Source organism: Paracandidimonas soli, from assembly GCF_004342005.1.
GTDB classification, from domain to species: Bacteria; Pseudomonadota; Gammaproteobacteria; order Burkholderiales; family Burkholderiaceae_B; genus Paracandidimonas; species Paracandidimonas soli.
Window position 1 is genome coordinate 123,928 of record NZ_SMBX01000003.1, and the last position, 15,877, is coordinate 139,804.

The following is a 15,877-nucleotide window of genomic DNA, read 5'->3' on the forward strand; positions in this document are numbered from 1 at the left end:
GATTGGCTACGCATGGCTGCTAGTGACGTTTCGCCGCAGGGCTACTACATTCAACACCACTTGGTGCATCTGAACAATGTCGGTGAAAAGCAATCGGCTGTCGCCGATTTCGGCATCGTCAACTACGATTCGCTGTTCTGGTCCGTCCTGATGGGCGGTATCGTCATCCTTATGCTGTGGCGCGCCGCCCGCAAAGCGAGCGCCGGTGTCCCGGGCCGCTTCCAGGCTTTCGTCGAAATCCTGATCGACATGGTCCAGGACCAGGCCAAGAGCATCGTCCCCAGCGAGAAATCGCGCCGCTTCGTCGCTCCGCTGGCCCTCACCATTTTCGTGTGGGTCATCTTCATGAATACGCTCGACCTGATTCCGGTCGACCTGCTGCCCTGGATCCTGAAAGTCACCGGCCTTGGCGCCGAGCACGGCGATCCCATGTACTATCACCGCATTCTGCCGACCGCCGACCTGAATGTGCCGCTGGGCATGTCGCTGGGCGTGCTGTTGCTGATGTTCTACTATGGCATCAAGATCAAGAGCCCCTTCGGCTTCATCAAGGAACTGTTCACCGCGCCTTTCCATGCGCATGGCATCGGCGCCATCGCGCTGGCGCCGTTCAACCTGCTGCTGAATATCATCGAATACACCGCCAAGTTCGTCTCCCTTGGCATGCGACTGTTCGGCAACATGTTCGCGGGTGAGCTCGTCTTCATGCTTATCGCCCTTCTGGGCGGGGCATGGACTGGCCTGAATGCAGCAAGCATCGGCTTGGGCATTGGTCATGTTCTTGCAGGGTCGATATGGGCCATCTTCCATATCCTGATCATCCTGTTGCAGGCCTTCATCTTCATGATGCTGACTGTGGTGTATGTGGGGCAGGCGCACGAAGGGCACTGACGCCGTTCTGCACCAGTCTTTTGTCGGACCCGATTTTTTCAATCAAATCATCAAGTTTTTAAACAAGGAGTTGTCATGACCAACGTAGCTTTCGTCGCTCTGGCTTGCGGTATCATCATCGGTCTGGGCGCTATCGGCGCTTCCATTGGTATCGCCCTGATGGGTGGCAAGTATCTCGAAGCATCGGCACGTCAGCCCGAGCTGATGAACGCCCTGCAAACCAAGATGTTCCTGCTGGCAGGCCTGATCGACGCGGCCTTCCTGATCGGCGTTGGTATCGCCATGCTTTTCGCGTTCGCAAATCCGTTCGTCGGATAAGAGGTTACGTGCCTGCGACAGGGCAGGCCGGGCAGCCGGCGGCGGCATGATGCCGCCTCTGGTTCGAACATACGGTGCCGGATGCATATCCGCTGGCACCAACGGTATTGAAGGGAAACGACCGTGAACTTAAACGCGACTCTCTTTTTTCAGATGATCGTGTTTTTCGTGTTGGGTTGGTTTACGATGAAATTCGTATGGCCGCCTCTCACGAAAGCCATGGATGATCGCCGTCAGAAAATCGCTGACGGACTGGCGGCCGCAGAAAAAGGCAAGGCCGATCTGGCCCAGGCGCAAGCGCGCATCAGCCTGATCGAGGCTTCCGCAAAGTCGGATACGCATACGCGTCTGGCCGAAGCTGAAAAGCAGGCGACGGCGCTGATCGATCAGGCGCGTCGCGAAGCCGAAGCCGAGAAGGCCCGCATCGTGGCCCAGGCCCAGCAGGACGCCGCGCAGGAAGTCCAGCGCGCTCGCGAAACGCTGCGCGCCGAAGTCGCCGTGCTTGCCGTCAAGGGCGCCGAGCAGATCCTGCAGCGCGAAGTCGATGCCAAGGCGCATGCCGAGCTGCTCGACCAGCTCAAAGCACAACTTTGATCAGGGCGGATCATGGCTGAACTATCGACTATCGCCAGACCTTACGCGGAAGCGCTGTTTTCCGCGGCAGGCAAGGATGCGGCAGGCCTGGACGCGTGGTCCGGCCTGCTCTCGAAGCTTGCTCGGCTCACCGAGCTGGATGACGTGCGCGCCGCATTGGCCGATCCGCGTCTCAGCGATGAGCAGCGCTTCGACGTCTTCACGAGCCTGCTGCAGGAAACGCTTTCCCCAACCGCCCGCAACTTCATCGAGCTGCTGATCGCCAACGATCGCGTCTTGGCGCTGCCCAGCATCGCCGAGCAGTTCGAGGCGCTCAAGAATCGTCAGGCAGGCACGGCATTGGCGGAAATCGCCAGCGCATTCCCCATCGACGATGCACAGGTCCGGGAACTGGTTGCCGGTCTGGAAAAGAAGTTCGGTCTCAAGCTGAACCCGGTGGTGACGGTGGATGACAGCCTGATCGGCGGCGTTCGCGTCAAGGTCGGGGACCAAGTGCTAGATACTTCCGTGCGTGCCCAGTTGACACGCATGCGCGATACGTTGGCCGCATGACGCGCGCCATATAACAGGATTCCAGGAGTCTGAACATGCAACTTAACCCGTCCGAGATCAGCGAACTGCTCAAGAGCCGAATCGAAGGCCTGGGCGCGTCGACTGACGTACGTACGCAGGGCACGGTGGTTTCCGTGACCGACGGTATTACCCGCATCCACGGCCTGTCCGACGTGATGCAGGGCGAAATGCTCGAATTTCCCAACAATGTCTTTGGCCTGGCGCTGAACCTCGAGCGCGACTCCGTCGGCGCTGTGATTCTGGGCGACTACACGGGCGTTTCCGAAGGCGACCAGGTCAAGACGACCGGCCGCATTCTGGAAGTGCCGGTCGGTCCCGAGCTGCGCGGCCGCGTGGTCGATGCGCTGGGCAACCCCATCGACGGCAAGGGCCCCATCAACGCCAAGGCGACCGACATCATCGAAAAAGTGGCGCCCGGCGTTATCGCCCGCCAGTCCGTGTCGCAGCCGCTGCAGACCGGTACCAAGGCTATCGACGCCATGGTGCCCATCGGCCGCGGCCAGCGCGAGCTGATCATCGGCGACCGCCAGACCGGCAAGACCGCCGTCGCCGTCGACACCATCATCGCCCAGAAGGGCCAGGACGTCACTTGCGTGTACGTCGCCATCGGCCAGAAGGCTTCCACGATCAACAACGTGGTGCGCAAGCTGGAAGAGCACGGCGCCCTGGAATACACCATCATCGTGGCCGCCGCCGCTTCGGACTCCGCCGCCATGCAGTACCTGGCCGCCTATTCCGGCTGCACCATGGGCGAATACTTCCGCGATCGCGGCGAAGACGCGCTCATCATTTATGACGATCTGACCAAGCAGGCATGGGCCTACCGCCAGGTATCGCTGCTGCTGCGCCGTCCTCCCGGCCGCGAAGCCTATCCTGGCGACGTGTTCTACCTGCACTCCCGCCTGCTCGAACGCGCCGCTCGCGTCAACCCCGAGTACGTCGAGAAGTTCACGAACGGCGAAATCAAGGGCAAGACGGGTTCGCTGACGGCGCTGCCGATCATCGAAACACAGGCCGGCGACGTGTCCGCATTCGTGCCGACCAACGTCATCTCCATTACCGACGGCCAGATCTTCCTGGAGTCCGATCTGTTCAACGCCGGTATCCGCCCCGCCATCAACGCCGGTATCTCGGTATCCCGCGTGGGCGGCGCCGCCCAGACCAAGGTCATCAAGAAACTGTCCGGCGGTATCCGTACCGACCTGGCCCAGTACCGTGAATTGGCCGCCTTCGCGCAGTTCGCCTCCGACCTCGACGACGCTACCCGCCGTCAGCTCGAGCGCGGCAAGCGCGTGGTCGAACTGCTCAAGCAGCCGCAATACCAGCCGCTGCCTGTCTGGGAGCAGGCCGTCAGCCTGTACGCTGTCAACAACGGCTTCCTGGATGACATCGACGTCGAGCGCATCCTGCCCTTCGAGAAGGCCCTGAAGGATCAGATCAAGGCCAAGCACGAAGCACTGGTCCAGCGTATCCAGGACAAGAAGGAACTCGGCAAGGAAGACGAAGCCGAATTGCGTGCCGCCATTGAAGACTTCAAAAAGCACGGCGCTTTTTGATCGGCTGGCAAGGATGGAACACAACAGCCGCCGCCCCGACACATTGCGTGAAGTGCGCGGCGGCCGTTCCCAAACGTCCTGACAGGAAAGAATAATGGCCGGAATCAAGGAAATTCGTACCAAGATCAAGAGCGTGCAAAGCACGAGCAAGATCACCAAAGCCATGGAGATGGTGGCGGCATCCAAGATGCGCAAGGCGCAGGACCGGATGCGTGCGGGCCGTCCCTATGCAACCAAAGTGCGCGAAATCGCAGCCCACCTGATGCAGGCGAATCCCGAGTATTCGCATCCCTACATGCAGGAGCGCAGCGAAATCAAGGCGGTGGGCGTCATCCTGGTCACCACGGACAAAGGTCTGTGCGGCGGCCTGAACACCAACATCAGCCGCCTGACACTGGCTCGCCTGAAGGAATTCGAACAGCAGGGCATCAAGGTGCAGTTCACCGCGTTCGGCAGCAAGGGCGCCGGCATGCTGACCCGCATCAAGGCGAATCTGGTTTCGCAGGAAGTCGGCCTGGGCGATGCGCCCAACCTGGAGCGCCTGATCGGCGCGCTCAAGGTGCAGCTGGACGATTTCGTCGAAGGCAAGATCGATGCGGTCTACGTGGCAACCAGCCGCTTCGTCAACACGATGCGCCAGGAGCCCAGCTTCATTCGCCTGCTGCCTCTGCCCAGCGGCCTGAAGGATCCATTCCAGGCGGGCGCCGACGAGTCCGCTCAGGAAGTCAAGTCGCAGTATGGCTGGGACTACATCTACGAGCCGGACGCCCAGTCCGTCATCGACGATCTGCTGCTGCGTTACATCGAGGGCGTGGTGTACCAGGCTGTCGCCGAAAATATGGCATCCGAGCAGTCGGCTCGCATGGTGGCCATGAAGGCGGCGTCCGACAACGCCAAGAAGGTAATCGGCGATCTGAAGCTGGTCTACAACAAGACCCGCCAGGCTGCCATTACCAAGGAAATTTCGGAAATCGTGGGGGGAGCTGCTGCCGTCTGACGCAAGTCTGGCCAAGGCATCCCATCAAAGCTACTTAGTTAAGGACCAAACATGAGCAACGGTACCATCGTTCAGTGCATCGGCGCCGTGGTGGACATTCAGTTTCCCCGCGACAATATCCCTAAAATCTACGAAGCCCTCAAGCTGGCGGACGACAGCTCGGCGTTTGCCGAAGCAGGCCTGACTTTCGAAGTCCAGCAGCAGTTGGGCGACGGTGTCGTGCGCACCATCGCCATGGGCTCCAGCGATGGCCTGCGCCGTGGCATGCAGGTTGCCGCATCGGGCGCTCCCATCTCCGTGCCCGTCGGTGAAGGCACGCTGGGCCGCATCATGGACGTGCTGGGCCGTCCCATCGACGAGCGCGGCGAGATCGAGTCCGACGAACGTCGCGCCATTCACCAGGATGCGCCCGCCTTCGACGAGCTCTCGCCTTCGGTCGAGCTGCTCGAAACCGGCATCAAGGTTATCGACCTGGTCTGCCCGTTCGCCAAGGGCGGCAAGGTTGGCCTGTTCGGCGGCGCCGGCGTGGGCAAGACCGTGAACATGCTGGAACTGATCAACAACATCGCCAAAGAGCACAGCGGCCTGTCCGTGTTTGCCGGCGTGGGCGAGCGTACTCGCGAAGGCAACGACTTCTATCACGAAATGTCGGAAGCCGGCGTCATCCAGCTGGAAAACCTGAAAGAATCCAAAGTGGCCATGGTGTTCGGCCAGATGAACGAGCCTCCCGGCAACCGCCTGCGCGTGGCGCTGTCCGGCCTCACCATGGCCGAGAAGTTCCGCGACGAAGGCCGCGACGTTCTGTTCTTCGTCGACAACATCTACCGCTATACGCTGGCCGGTACCGAAGTGTCCGCTCTGCTGGGCCGCATGCCTTCCGCCGTGGGCTACCAGCCCACGCTGGCCGAGGAAATGGGCAAGCTGCAAGAGCGCATCACCTCGACCAAGACGGGCTCCATTACGTCCATCCAGGCCGTCTACGTTCCCGCCGATGACTTGACCGACCCGTCGCCCGCCACGACCTTCCTTCACCTGGACTCCACGGTCGTGCTGTCGCGTGACATCGCCGCGTTGGGTATCTACCCCGCCGTCGATCCGCTCGACTCCACCAGCCGCCAGCTCGACCCCCAGGTCGTGGGCGAAGAGCACTACGCCGTTGCGCGTGGCGTGCAGCAAACGCTGCAGCGCTACAAGGAACTGCGCGACATCATCGCCATTCTGGGCATGGACGAACTGTCGCCGGAAGACAAGCAGGCCGTTGCACGCGCCCGCAAGATCCAGCGCTTCCTGTCGCAGCCGTTCCACGTGGCTGAGGTGTTCACCGGCGCTCCCGGCAAATACGTGCCGCTGGCAGAAACCATCCGCGGCTTCAAGATGATCGTCGAAGGCGAGTGCGACACGCTGCCCGAGCAGGCCTTCTACATGGTCGGCTCCATCGACGAAGCCTTCGAGAAAGCCAAAACACTCTAAGAAGGATTGCACATGGCCAATCTGTATGTTGACGTGGTCAGCGCGGAAGCGTCGATCTTCTCGGGCGAAGCCAAGTTCGTGGCCTTGCCTGGCGAAGCCGGCGAACTGGGCATCCTGCCCGGGCACACCCCGCTGATTTCGCGCATCAAGCCAGGCACCGTCAAGATCGTTCTTCCCGACAACACGGAAGAAAACGTATTCGTCGCCGGTGGCATCCTGGAAGTCCAGCCCGGCCTGGTCACGGTTCTGTCCGACACGGCCATCCGTGCTGGCGATCTTGACGAAGCCAAGGCGCTTGCGGCTCGTGAAAAGGCCGAAGAAGCCCTGCGCAACGCCAAGGACCACGCGGATATCGCCCTGGTCGAAGCCGAACTGGCCATGCTTGCCGCGCAAGCGGCGGCCGCTCGCAAGTTCAGCAGCAAGCGCAGCAGCCACTGACCGCTTTCGCTTGGTGGGCATCGGTCCGGTACGGCCGATGCCGCAAGGCGCAAGAAACGCCCGTTTGCGTTTGCAGGCGGGCGTTTTCATTTGGGCTTGCGGTCAGCGATTGCGTTTGACCGCCTCGGCTTTCACCATGTCGTACAGGATCTGCGCAGCGGGCGACAGCGGCATGCCTTTGCGGCAGATCAGCCCCAGCGTGCGCGTGATGGTGGGCTCCACCAGACGAACCTCTTTGAGTGTCATGTGATTGGAGATGGGCAGGGCAAGCTTGGGAACGGCCGCCACACCCAGGCACAGCTCAACCAGCCCCAGCAGCGAGGATACGTGCGACACCTCGAAGAAGCTGGTGGGCCTGCGCGACACTTGCGCCAGCGCGCTGTCCAGCAGTACGCGGTTCCCGCTGGATTTTCCGACGGTGATCAGGCGTTCCCGCTCCAGTTCTTCCCAACGGACTTTGCGCCGGCGCGCCAGCCGATGGCTGGAATGGACGGCCAGGACGAAGGGTTCCGTGAAGATCGGTTCGAACACCAGTTCTTGTTCTTGCGTTCCGATGAAGTTGATGGCGAAATCCGCCCGCCTGCTGGAGACATCGTTGAGCACGGTATTGGCGCTCTCGTCCAGTATGCGCACGCGTATCTGGGGGTAATGCTCGGTGAAGCGGGCGATGACCGCCGGCAGGAAGTAGTACGCGACTGACGGCACGCATGCCACGGTCACGGTGCTGTAGCGATGGCGGGACTCGTCGTTGACGCCGAGCACCGCATATTCCAGCTCATCCAGCGCGCTGCGGGCGCGCTCCAGGAATACGCGTCCCGATTGCGTCAGTTCGACACGGCGGGTGTTTCTATTCAGCAACCTTGTGCCCAGCAGGCCTTCCAGCTTTTCCACGCGGCGGCTGAGGGCGGGAGGGGAGATGAACAGTTCTTCCGCGGCGGCGCGAAAGGAAAGTTTCTCCGCGACAGCGACGAATGCCTGTAATTCTTCCAGGCCGAAATTGATGTGTGCCACGCAATAATCCTTAATGACATTGCAATTCATTTATTATTGCCCGGCTCCTATCATCTCGTCCATGGAAATTGAAATCCCTTGTGTCCTGATGAGAGGCGGCACCTCGCGCGGACCTTTCTTTCTTGCCGACGATCTGCCCGAAGACATCGCGCTGCGCGATGAGCTGCTGCTCGATGTCATGGGTTCGCCGCATGAGTTGCAGATCAACGGCATCGGCGGGGGCAGTACCCTGACCAGCAAGGTCGCCATCATTTCGCGCTCCGCCTTGCCGGATTGCGACGTGGACTACCTGTTCGCCCAGGTGTCCGTGATGAAGCGGACGGTGGATACACGTCCGAACTGCGGCAACATGCTGGCTGCTGTAGGACCCTATGCGATCGAGCAGGGACTGGTCCCCGTCCAGGGCAAGGAAACCATCGTCCGTATCCGCAACATCAATACGGGTACGCGGGTGGAAGCCATCATCCAGACGCCGAACGGCGCCGTTTCCTATGAAGGCGATACGCGCATCGACGGCGTGCCGGGTACTGGGGCTCCTATCGTTCTCTGTTTCGAACAGGCCGAAGGCAGCCTGACGGGAAAGCTGTTTCCGACCGGACAGCGTACGGACTGGATCGATGGCGTTGCCGTGAGCTGCGTCGATGTCGCCATGCCCGTCATGGTGGTGCACGCGGAGGATCTGGGAAAGACGGGCCGGGAAAGCGCGGCCGAGCTGGACCAGGACAAGGCGTTTCTTGCGCGCCTGGAATCCCTGCGCCTGCAGGCGGGCCGCCTGATGGGCATGGGGGATGTCAGCCAGAGCGTCGTGCCCAAGCCCGTCGTGGTCAGCGCGGCTGAAGGCGGCACGATCCGCTCGCGTTACTTCACGCCGCATAGTTGCCATAAGGCGCATGCGGTGACCGGCGCCATCGCCGTCGCCAGCAGCGCCATGCTGCCGGGCACGGTCAGCCATTCGTTGATGCAGACTAATGTCGAGTCGGAGAATGCCGTCATCAACGTCGCGCATCCTTCCGGTCAGATCGCGGTATCCCTGGAGGTCAGGGACGCCATCAACAATCCGAAAGTCGTCAGGGCCGGTGTCGTTCGCACGGCCAGACGCATCATGAAAGGGTCGGTCTGCGTGCCGGCCCCCGCATCCATCGTTGCATGATCCATCATATTCCCGAGGAGATATCCATGAATTTTTCGCGTCGCATGTGTCTTTCTGCGCTGTGCCTGGCCGCGGCCTTTCCCGTTGCCGGAGTAGCGCAGGCAGGGGATTTCCCGCAGCGTCCCATCACCATCGTTGTTCCGACTGCGCCTGGCGGCGGCAATGACGCCATGGCCCGCATCCTTGCCCAGCGCATGGGAGAAGAGCTGAAGCAGACGATCGTCGTGGAAAACAAGCCGGGCGCCAATGGCGCCATCGCCAGCATGCACGTCGCCCGCGCCAAGCCGGACGGCTACACATTGCTGTTCGGCTACATCGCCACGCATGCCATCAGCCCCGCCATGCAGAAGCTGAACTACGATCCCGTCAAGGACTTTGCTCCGATCGGAGACGTGGCCAGCTCGCCTACGCTGCTCGTCGTGAACAATGACCTTCCCGTCAAGAGCGTAGATGAACTGATCGCATACGCGAAGAATCCCGCCAATCAGGTCAACTATGCTTCCGCGGGCAACGGCACCGCCCCGCACGCGGCTGGCGCGCTGTTCAACATGGCGACGGGTGCGAAGATGATGGCCATTCCATACAAGGGCTCCAATCCCGCGATGATGGACACCATCAGCGGCACGACGCAGGTCATGTTCCCCAGCCTGTTCAGCGCGGCTCCGCACATCCGCAGCGGCAATGTGAAGGGTCTCGCTGTGGCTGGCGAGCGCCGCACGGATGTGTTCAAGGATCTGCCGACCCTGAAAGAGCTCGGCGTCGATGTTTCTGTGGATCAGTGGTATGCCATTTTCGCGCCGGCCGGGACGCCGCCCGAGATCGTCCAGGTGCTGAACAAAGCCCTGAACACCAGCCTGAATGATCCCGAGGTGACCGAAAAATTCACCGCGCAGGGAGCATTCGTGCAGACCAGCACGCCCGAAGGGCTGGGGCAGCGCGTCGAGCAGGATCTCGAGAAGTGGAAATCGGTGGTCAAGCACATGGGGCTTGACGTCGAACAGTGACCGGGCGAAAGCCTTTTCAAAGACAGGGCGGCCTCTTCATGAGGCCGCTTCTGCATTCAAGGAGGGAGAGAAGCGGCCGAAGCGCACGAGTTCAGTCGCCGGGTATCTGCCGAGCAAGCTCGCCAGCTCGATCAACTGGTGCCGCTGTTCGGATGCATACGCAATGGTGATGCAGATCTGGGATGCATCCTCGTGCCGTATCGGAGCTACTTCGATTTTGCGGACTTCCATCCCGTTCCTGGAAAACAGGCCCAGCATATGGCGGCGCAAAGCGGTCACATGCGCCGAGTGGCAGGTGACGGACAGGCGGGTATGCCCATCCAGGCTGGTCTTGTCACGCAAACGGAAAAGGCTGCAGCAGCGGGTAAACAGGTCAAGCAAACGCATCGCTGATTCCTCCATACTCTCTTCATGCGCCGTAGCGCCAGATAAACGGGCGTGGCGCAGGCAACGCGAATGACGAGGCATCAGCCTGCGTCATGGCGTTCTGGGTTGGGTGTGGGGAGGGCGTGTGCCCCTGGCGGCCGTGGGCCTGCCTTGGGGAAGAGACGCCGCATCCTGTCGTTCAGGATGCGGCAGAGAATGGATTCTGCTGTGATCCTAAACGACGAAGCTGCCGATACACAATCGACAACCGGAGTCCGAGTCGGAACTCATATAACCTCCTGTCGTATAAGGGAAACGGAACCATTCTACATAGAATGCGCCAGACTATCAATGTCGTCCGTGCCGACAAGATGTGTCAGTCGAGGCTGCGCAGCATGCGCAGCCAGAAATCGAGCCGTTCCTGCAGAGTGGAAACCAGAATGTATTCTTGCAGGGTATGGGCGCCGTCGCCATCGGCGCCCAGCCCGTCCAGGGTTGGAATACCGAGCGCCGCAGTGAAGTTGGCGTCGCTGCCGCCTCCCGTCATTGGCGCTTCTTCCAGGCTGAAACCGGCTTCGCGCGCATAGCCGCGAGCGCGCTCCAGCAATGCGATTACTGCGTCGGTACGCGGCATGGGAGGGCGGTTCAGGATGAATTCAGCTTGCACGGCGACATCGGGGTCGACGGAACGCAGCGCCTCCACTTTTTCGCGCAGTTTTTCGCCAGCCTTTGCGTCGGGAATGCGGAAATCGCACGTGATGCGGCAATGCTCAGGCACGACGTTCGGGGTAGTGCCGCCTTCGATGGTTCCTACGTTCACGGTCGTGCCGAGCTCGTAGTCCGTCATGGCTTGCAGCGCCAGTATCTGATGCGCCATTTCCTGGATGGCGTTGCGGCCCTTCTGGTGCTGCACGCCGGCATGTGCAGGACGGCCATGTGTGTTGACGTAGATGAAGCCGGTGCCTTTACGGGCGGTCACGCAGCGACCGCCGTCGGCGCGGGCGGGCTCGCACACCAGCGCATAGCGGGTATTGCGGGAGAAGGCCTCGATGCTGGGGCGAGAGGCGTAGCTGCCGATTTCTTCATCCGGGACGATGACGAAATCGATGGGTAGGGCACTGCTGCCGGGCTGGGACAGTTGCCCTGCGGCGGTCAGCGCCAGCCATGTACCGGCCTTCATGTCGTAGGAGCCCGGGCCGTAAAGACGGTCGCCCTCGATGCGGCAAGGGTTCTTCTCCAGCGTACCGACGGGATGAACGGTATCGTAGTGCGCCAGAATCATGATGCCAGGGCGGGTGTCGCCTGGCGCACGATTATGCATATGCAGCAAAGGCGCCACGCCATCGCCCAGATCTCTGGCCTGGAACTGCAGACCGAGATCGCCGGCTTCCGCGCGTATCAGCTCCGCCATGCGCAGCAAGGCCTGAAGGTCGCGGGAAGGGGATTCGCATTCGATCCAGCGGCGAATGCCGTCGACGATGGCTGAGGTATCTGGTAGGGATGTGGACATGTGAAAAGCTTGCCGTATAACGGTTGATATGGAAATCCGGAGGGTTTGGGGGCTGTCAGGCTTGAGGGTCAAGGCTGGTGCGTCCGTCCGACAACAGGTGACAGGCGGCCTGGTGTCCGGGGCCGATTTCCTGGAGTGCGGGCGCAACCTCCTTGCAGAGAGCCGTAGCGTGCGGGCAGCGCGGATGGAACGTGCATCCCGAAGGCGGATTCAGCGGCGAGGGAATCTCGCCCTTGATGGGCGTGAAAATCCTTTTCTGCCGTTGCACGTCCGGCATTTCCGCCAGCAGGGCCTGGGTATAGGGGTGGGCGACACGATTGAAAATGTCGGAAGTCGAAGCGATTTCGACGATCCGCCCCAGATACATGATGGCGACGCGGTCCGAGATATGTCGGACAACGCCAAGGTCGTGGCTGATGAACAGATAGGTGAAGCCATGGCGGTCGCGCAAGTCCATGAACAGATTGATGACCTGCGCCTGGATGGAGACGTCAAGCGCCGCGACCGGTTCGTCGCAGACCAGGAACGAGGGCTGTACCATCAATGCGCGCGCGATGCCGATGCGCTGGCGCTGGCCTCCGGATATCTGGTGCGGGAAACGGTTGCGGTAGTCTTTTTCCAGCCCGACTTCGGCCAGGGCGGTATCGATCCGGTCGGTGATTTCCGCATTCGGGACCAGCTTGTGTACTTTGAGCGCTTCCCCCAGGATCTGATGCAGGCGCTGCTTGGGGTTCAGCGATGCCTGCGGGTCCTGGAAGATCATCTGCGTGCCGAGAATATAGTCCAGCCGCGCTTTTCCTCGCAGCGTGGCGGTATCCTGTCCTTGATAGCGGATGCTGCCGCTGGATGGCTTGATCAGTCCGGCCACCATGCGGCCCAGCGTGGATTTGCCGCAGCCAGATTCGCCCACCAGGCCGATCACTTCACCCTTGGCGATGCTCAGGCTGACATCATTGACGGCGTGGACGACAGGCTGCTCTTTTTTCCGGCCAAACAGACCAAGCAGGTTTTGCGCGAGATCCGGCTTTTTGCTGAACTGTTTGCGCAGGTTGCTGATGTCGATAACGTGTTCGGTGGTCATGCGTGTTCCTGGGGTGTTGCAACCGGCGAGTAGCATCTGAAGTAGCGCTTGTCATCACCGGTCTGGGGCGGCGCGGCGCTTGCGCATTCCGGCCTGGCCCGCGAACAGCGCGGGCGGAATGTACAGCCGGTTTCGCGTCCGGTCAGGGTCGGCGCCATGCCGTCGATCTGGTTCAGGCGGCTGCCGGGAGCAGCCGCGGCAGGCATCGATTGCAGCAATCCCAGGGTATAGGGATGACGCGGCGCCGCCAGCACCTCCGAAACCGGACCGTATTCGACGATGCGGCCCGCATACATGACCGCGACCTTGTCCGCCAGTTCCGCCACAACGCCCAGATCATGCGTGATCCATATCATGGCGGTATTGTTCTGGCGGCAAAGCTGCTGCATTTGATACAGGATCTGCCCCTGGATCGTGACGTCTAGCGCGGTGGTGGGTTCGTCGGCGATGATGAGCTCGGGCTGATTGAGCATGGCGATGGCGATGGCTACGCGCTGGCGCATGCCGCCCGAAAACTCGTGTGGGTAGTTGTGCAGCCGGCTTTCTGGGGCGGGGATGCCGACCATGGTCAGTGCTTCCAGGCATCTCGCCTGCGCCTCTTGCTTCGACGTGTCCGGATGATGGGTCAGAATGGCTTCCATCATCTGCTCACTGATGCGCAGCACTGGATTCAGCGTCATCAATGGGTCCTGGAAGATCATGGCAATACGGCTGCCGCGCAGCCGGCGCAGCGATTCTTCATCCTGAGCGCGCAAGTCTTGTCCGTCGAACAATACCTGACCGCCAACGACCTCGCCGGGAGGATCGATCAGGCCGATCAGGGAAAAGCCTGTGACGGATTTGCCGGAGCCGGACTCTCCGACCAGCCCTACGATTTCTCCGCGGGCAACGGTCAGGTCTACGCCGTCGACGGCAAGCCAGGCGCCGTCTTTGGTATGGAACGCGGTTTGGAGGCCGCGTACGTCGAGCAGGGGTGTATCGTCAGTCATTAGTGGCGGGGGTCCAGGCTGGTACGCAGGCGGTCGCCCACAATGTTGATGGACAGGATGAGCAGCAGCAGCGCAATGCCGGGGAAGATACTGATCCAGTAGTCGCCCGACAGCAGGTATTCGAAACCGCTGGAAATCAGCAACCCAAGAGAGGGCTCGGTGATGGGGACGCCGACGCCAAGAAAAGACAGCGTGGCTTCCAACGCGATGGCCGTGGCGATCTGGATCGTGGCGAACACCATGATCGGCCCCATGCAGTTGGGCAACAGATGCACCATCATGATGCGCCACGTTGGAAAACCCAGGTTCTGCGCCGCTTCGATGTATTCCTTGCGGCGCTCCTGCAGGGCGCGTCCGCGCATGATGCGGGCGTAGTGAGCCCATTGCACGATGACCAGGGCGATGATCACTTTGTCTACGCCGCGCCCCAGCACGGCAAGCAGAACCAGGGCGACCAGAATGGTCGGGAAACCGAGGATGAAGTCGACCAGACGCATTACCAGGGTATCGACCCAGCCGCCTTTGTAGGCCGCCAGCAATCCCGCGATGGAGCCGATCAGGGTCGAGATCAGCACAGCCGACAGGCCGACCATCAGGCTGATGCGCAAGCCATACAGAATGGCGCTCAGCATGTCCCGGCCCTGCGAATCGGTTCCCAGCCAATAGGTCCAGCCGTCCATGTGCTCCGAACCGGGCGGCAGGCGGCCATCCATGATGTTCAACGCGAGCAGATCATAGGGGTTTTGCGGCGCGAAGAACGGCGCAATCAGAACCAGCAGAATCAGCACGGCCAGCGCAAGCAGTGAACCGCGAACCGAGGGGCGGGAATGCAGGCGGTGCAGGATGCGGCGCCGTTGCGGCGTGTCCTGCAGCGGCTTGATATGTGCGATGGGGGCAGACGTATCCGCTTGTGCCTGCGTCTTGGTATCGGCGGTATTCATCATTGACTCTGCTCCGTCAGTTGCACGCGGGGATCGAGCACGGCGTACAGAATGTCCACGATCAGATTGATCAGGACGAACAGCAGCGTGACCAGCATCACGTACGCGACCACTACGGGGCGATCAAGCTGGTAGACGCTATCGATCAGCAGCTTGCCCATGCCGGGCCAGGAAAATACGGTTTCGGTAATGGTCGAGTAGGCGATCAGGGTGCCGAATTCCATGCCGATGACAGTCACTACGGGAATCATGATGTTGCGCAGGATGTGGCGCCGCACGATACGGCCCGGGCGGATGCCTTTGGCGCGGGCGAATCGCACGTAATCCTGGCTCTGGGCCTCGGCTACGCCCGATGCGGTCATGCGCAGCACCAGTGCGATGTTGGCGACGGCCAGATTGATGGCTGGCAGAATAATGTGCGACCAGCCTTGCGGGGTGAAAATGCTGAGCGGCACGCCTGCGACATTGACGGTCGGGCCGCGGCCCGAAGCGGGCAGCCAGCCCAGCCAGACCGAAAACAGCAGAATGAACACCATTCCCTGCCAGAAATTGGGCAAGGAAAATCCAAGGATCGAACCCGCCATGATACCGCGTCCCAGATAGCGTTCACGGTACAGGCCGGCGACCAACCCCAGCGGAATGCCAACCGTACAGGTCAGCAGAATGGCGACGACCACCAGTTCGAGAGTGGCCGGAAAGCGCGACAGGATCAGTTCGATGGCGGGTACGCCATGAACGAAGGAAACTCCCATGTCGCCGTGCAGCGCATTCCATAGAAAATGCCCGTATTGCTGCCAGATGGGCAGATCCAGGCCGAGGCGTGCAATCAATGCTTCGCGTTCGGCCTGGCCCGCATCCGGACTGACCAGCAGCTCGATCGGGTCTCCCACCGCATAGACGGCGAAAAACACGACGAGCGATACGGCCAGCAATACGAACAGGCTTTGCAGCAATCTGCGCAGGATAAAAACAGACAACGTGTAACTCC

The 15,877-nt window shown here is 61.2% G+C and carries 17 protein-coding genes; 10 read left to right on the forward strand and 7 right to left on the reverse strand.

What is annotated here, in order from left to right; translation table 11 throughout:
• Positions 1-12: 12 nt before the first annotated feature.
• From atpB to EV686_RS07635, 8 genes are all read left to right on the forward strand, one after another.
• Positions 13-891, forward strand: coding sequence for a F0F1 ATP synthase subunit A (gene atpB, locus EV686_RS07600; RefSeq protein WP_132475157.1), 879 nt, complete (start codon positions 13-15; stop codon positions 889-891).
• Positions 892-966: 75 nt separating this feature from the next.
• The gene (gene atpE, locus EV686_RS07605; protein ID WP_132475165.1) at positions 967-1,209 is read left to right on the forward strand and encodes a F0F1 ATP synthase subunit C; all 243 of its coding nucleotides are present in this window, start codon (positions 967-969) and stop codon (positions 1,207-1,209) included.
• Positions 1,210-1,332: 123 nt separating this feature from the next.
• Positions 1,333-1,803: a F0F1 ATP synthase subunit B gene (locus tag EV686_RS07610; protein WP_132475167.1), complete on the forward strand. Its 471-nt coding sequence runs from the start codon at positions 1,333-1,335 to the stop codon at positions 1,801-1,803.
• A 12-nt stretch (positions 1,804-1,815) separates the two neighbouring features.
• A complete protein-coding gene (locus EV686_RS07615; protein WP_132475169.1) occupies positions 1,816-2,355 on the forward strand; it encodes a F0F1 ATP synthase subunit delta in 540 nt (179 codons plus the stop codon).
• Between the two features lie 35 nt (positions 2,356-2,390).
• Positions 2,391-3,932: a F0F1 ATP synthase subunit alpha gene (gene atpA, locus EV686_RS07620; protein WP_132475171.1), complete on the forward strand. Its 1,542-nt coding sequence runs from the start codon at positions 2,391-2,393 to the stop codon at positions 3,930-3,932.
• Positions 3,933-4,026: 94 nt separating this feature from the next.
• Positions 4,027-4,929, forward strand: coding sequence for a F0F1 ATP synthase subunit gamma (gene atpG / locus EV686_RS07625; protein WP_132475173.1), 903 nt, complete (start codon positions 4,027-4,029; stop codon positions 4,927-4,929).
• Positions 4,930-4,980: 51 nt separating this feature from the next.
• Positions 4,981-6,399 carry a F0F1 ATP synthase subunit beta gene (gene atpD, locus EV686_RS07630; protein ID WP_132475175.1) on the forward strand — a complete coding sequence of 473 codons (1,419 nt, stop codon included), beginning with the start codon at positions 4,981-4,983 and terminating at the stop codon, positions 6,397-6,399.
• A 12-nt stretch (positions 6,400-6,411) separates the two neighbouring features.
• Positions 6,412-6,837 carry a F0F1 ATP synthase subunit epsilon gene (locus EV686_RS07635; protein ID WP_132475177.1) on the forward strand — a complete coding sequence of 142 codons (426 nt, stop codon included), beginning with the start codon at positions 6,412-6,414 and terminating at the stop codon, positions 6,835-6,837.
• Positions 6,838-6,939: 102 nt separating this feature from the next.
• Here EV686_RS07635 and EV686_RS07640 read toward each other — a convergent pair whose 3' ends face one another.
• Positions 6,940-7,848, reverse strand: coding sequence for a LysR family transcriptional regulator (locus EV686_RS07640; RefSeq protein WP_243650791.1), 909 nt, complete (start codon positions 7,846-7,848; stop codon positions 6,940-6,942).
• Between the two features lie 61 nt (positions 7,849-7,909).
• On the opposite strand from EV686_RS07640, the gene EV686_RS07645 reads away from it, so the two are divergent.
• Together EV686_RS07645 and EV686_RS07650 are read left to right on the forward strand one after the other, a co-directional pair.
• Positions 7,910-8,998 carry a 4-oxalomesaconate tautomerase gene (locus EV686_RS07645; protein WP_132475180.1) on the forward strand — a complete coding sequence of 363 codons (1,089 nt, stop codon included), beginning with the start codon at positions 7,910-7,912 and terminating at the stop codon, positions 8,996-8,998.
• A 26-nt stretch (positions 8,999-9,024) separates the two neighbouring features.
• Complete coding sequence (locus EV686_RS07650; RefSeq protein ID WP_132475182.1) at positions 9,025-10,002, forward strand: Bug family tripartite tricarboxylate transporter substrate binding protein; 978 nt, start codon at positions 9,025-9,027, stop codon at positions 10,000-10,002.
• A gap of 36 nt (positions 10,003-10,038) precedes the next feature.
• On the opposite strand, the gene EV686_RS07655 is transcribed toward EV686_RS07650, so the two are convergent.
• The 6 genes from EV686_RS07655 to EV686_RS07680 all read right to left on the reverse strand — a co-directional run bounded on the left by EV686_RS07655 (position 10,039) and on the right by EV686_RS07680 (position 15,866).
• Positions 10,039-10,389 (reverse strand): hypothetical protein, encoded by a 351-nt coding sequence (locus EV686_RS07655; RefSeq protein ID WP_132475184.1) that lies wholly within the window; start codon positions 10,387-10,389, stop codon positions 10,039-10,041.
• Positions 10,390-10,744: 355 nt separating this feature from the next.
• Entirely contained in the window at positions 10,745-11,878 is a 1,134-nt protein-coding gene (locus tag EV686_RS07660) for a M20 family metallopeptidase (protein WP_132475186.1), read from the reverse strand.
• A gap of 55 nt (positions 11,879-11,933) precedes the next feature.
• A complete protein-coding gene (locus EV686_RS07665) occupies positions 11,934-12,959 on the reverse strand; it encodes an ABC transporter ATP-binding protein (protein ID WP_132475188.1) in 1,026 nt (341 codons plus the stop codon).
• Entirely contained in the window at positions 12,956-13,948 is a 993-nt protein-coding gene (locus tag EV686_RS07670) for an ABC transporter ATP-binding protein (protein ID WP_132475190.1), read from the reverse strand. Before EV686_RS07670 ends, EV686_RS07665 begins: the two co-directional genes overlap by 4 nt.
• Positions 13,948-14,889 carry an ABC transporter permease gene (locus EV686_RS07675; protein WP_132476003.1) on the reverse strand — a complete coding sequence of 314 codons (942 nt, stop codon included), beginning with the start codon at positions 14,887-14,889 and terminating at the stop codon, positions 13,948-13,950. The genes EV686_RS07670 and EV686_RS07675 overlap by 1 nt, the downstream gene beginning before the upstream one ends.
• On the reverse strand, positions 14,889-15,866 hold the full coding sequence (locus tag EV686_RS07680; protein ID WP_132475192.1) for an ABC transporter permease: 978 nt from the start codon (positions 15,864-15,866) through the stop codon (positions 14,889-14,891). The genes EV686_RS07675 and EV686_RS07680 overlap by 1 nt, the downstream gene beginning before the upstream one ends.
• Positions 15,867-15,877 lie beyond the last annotated feature (11 nt).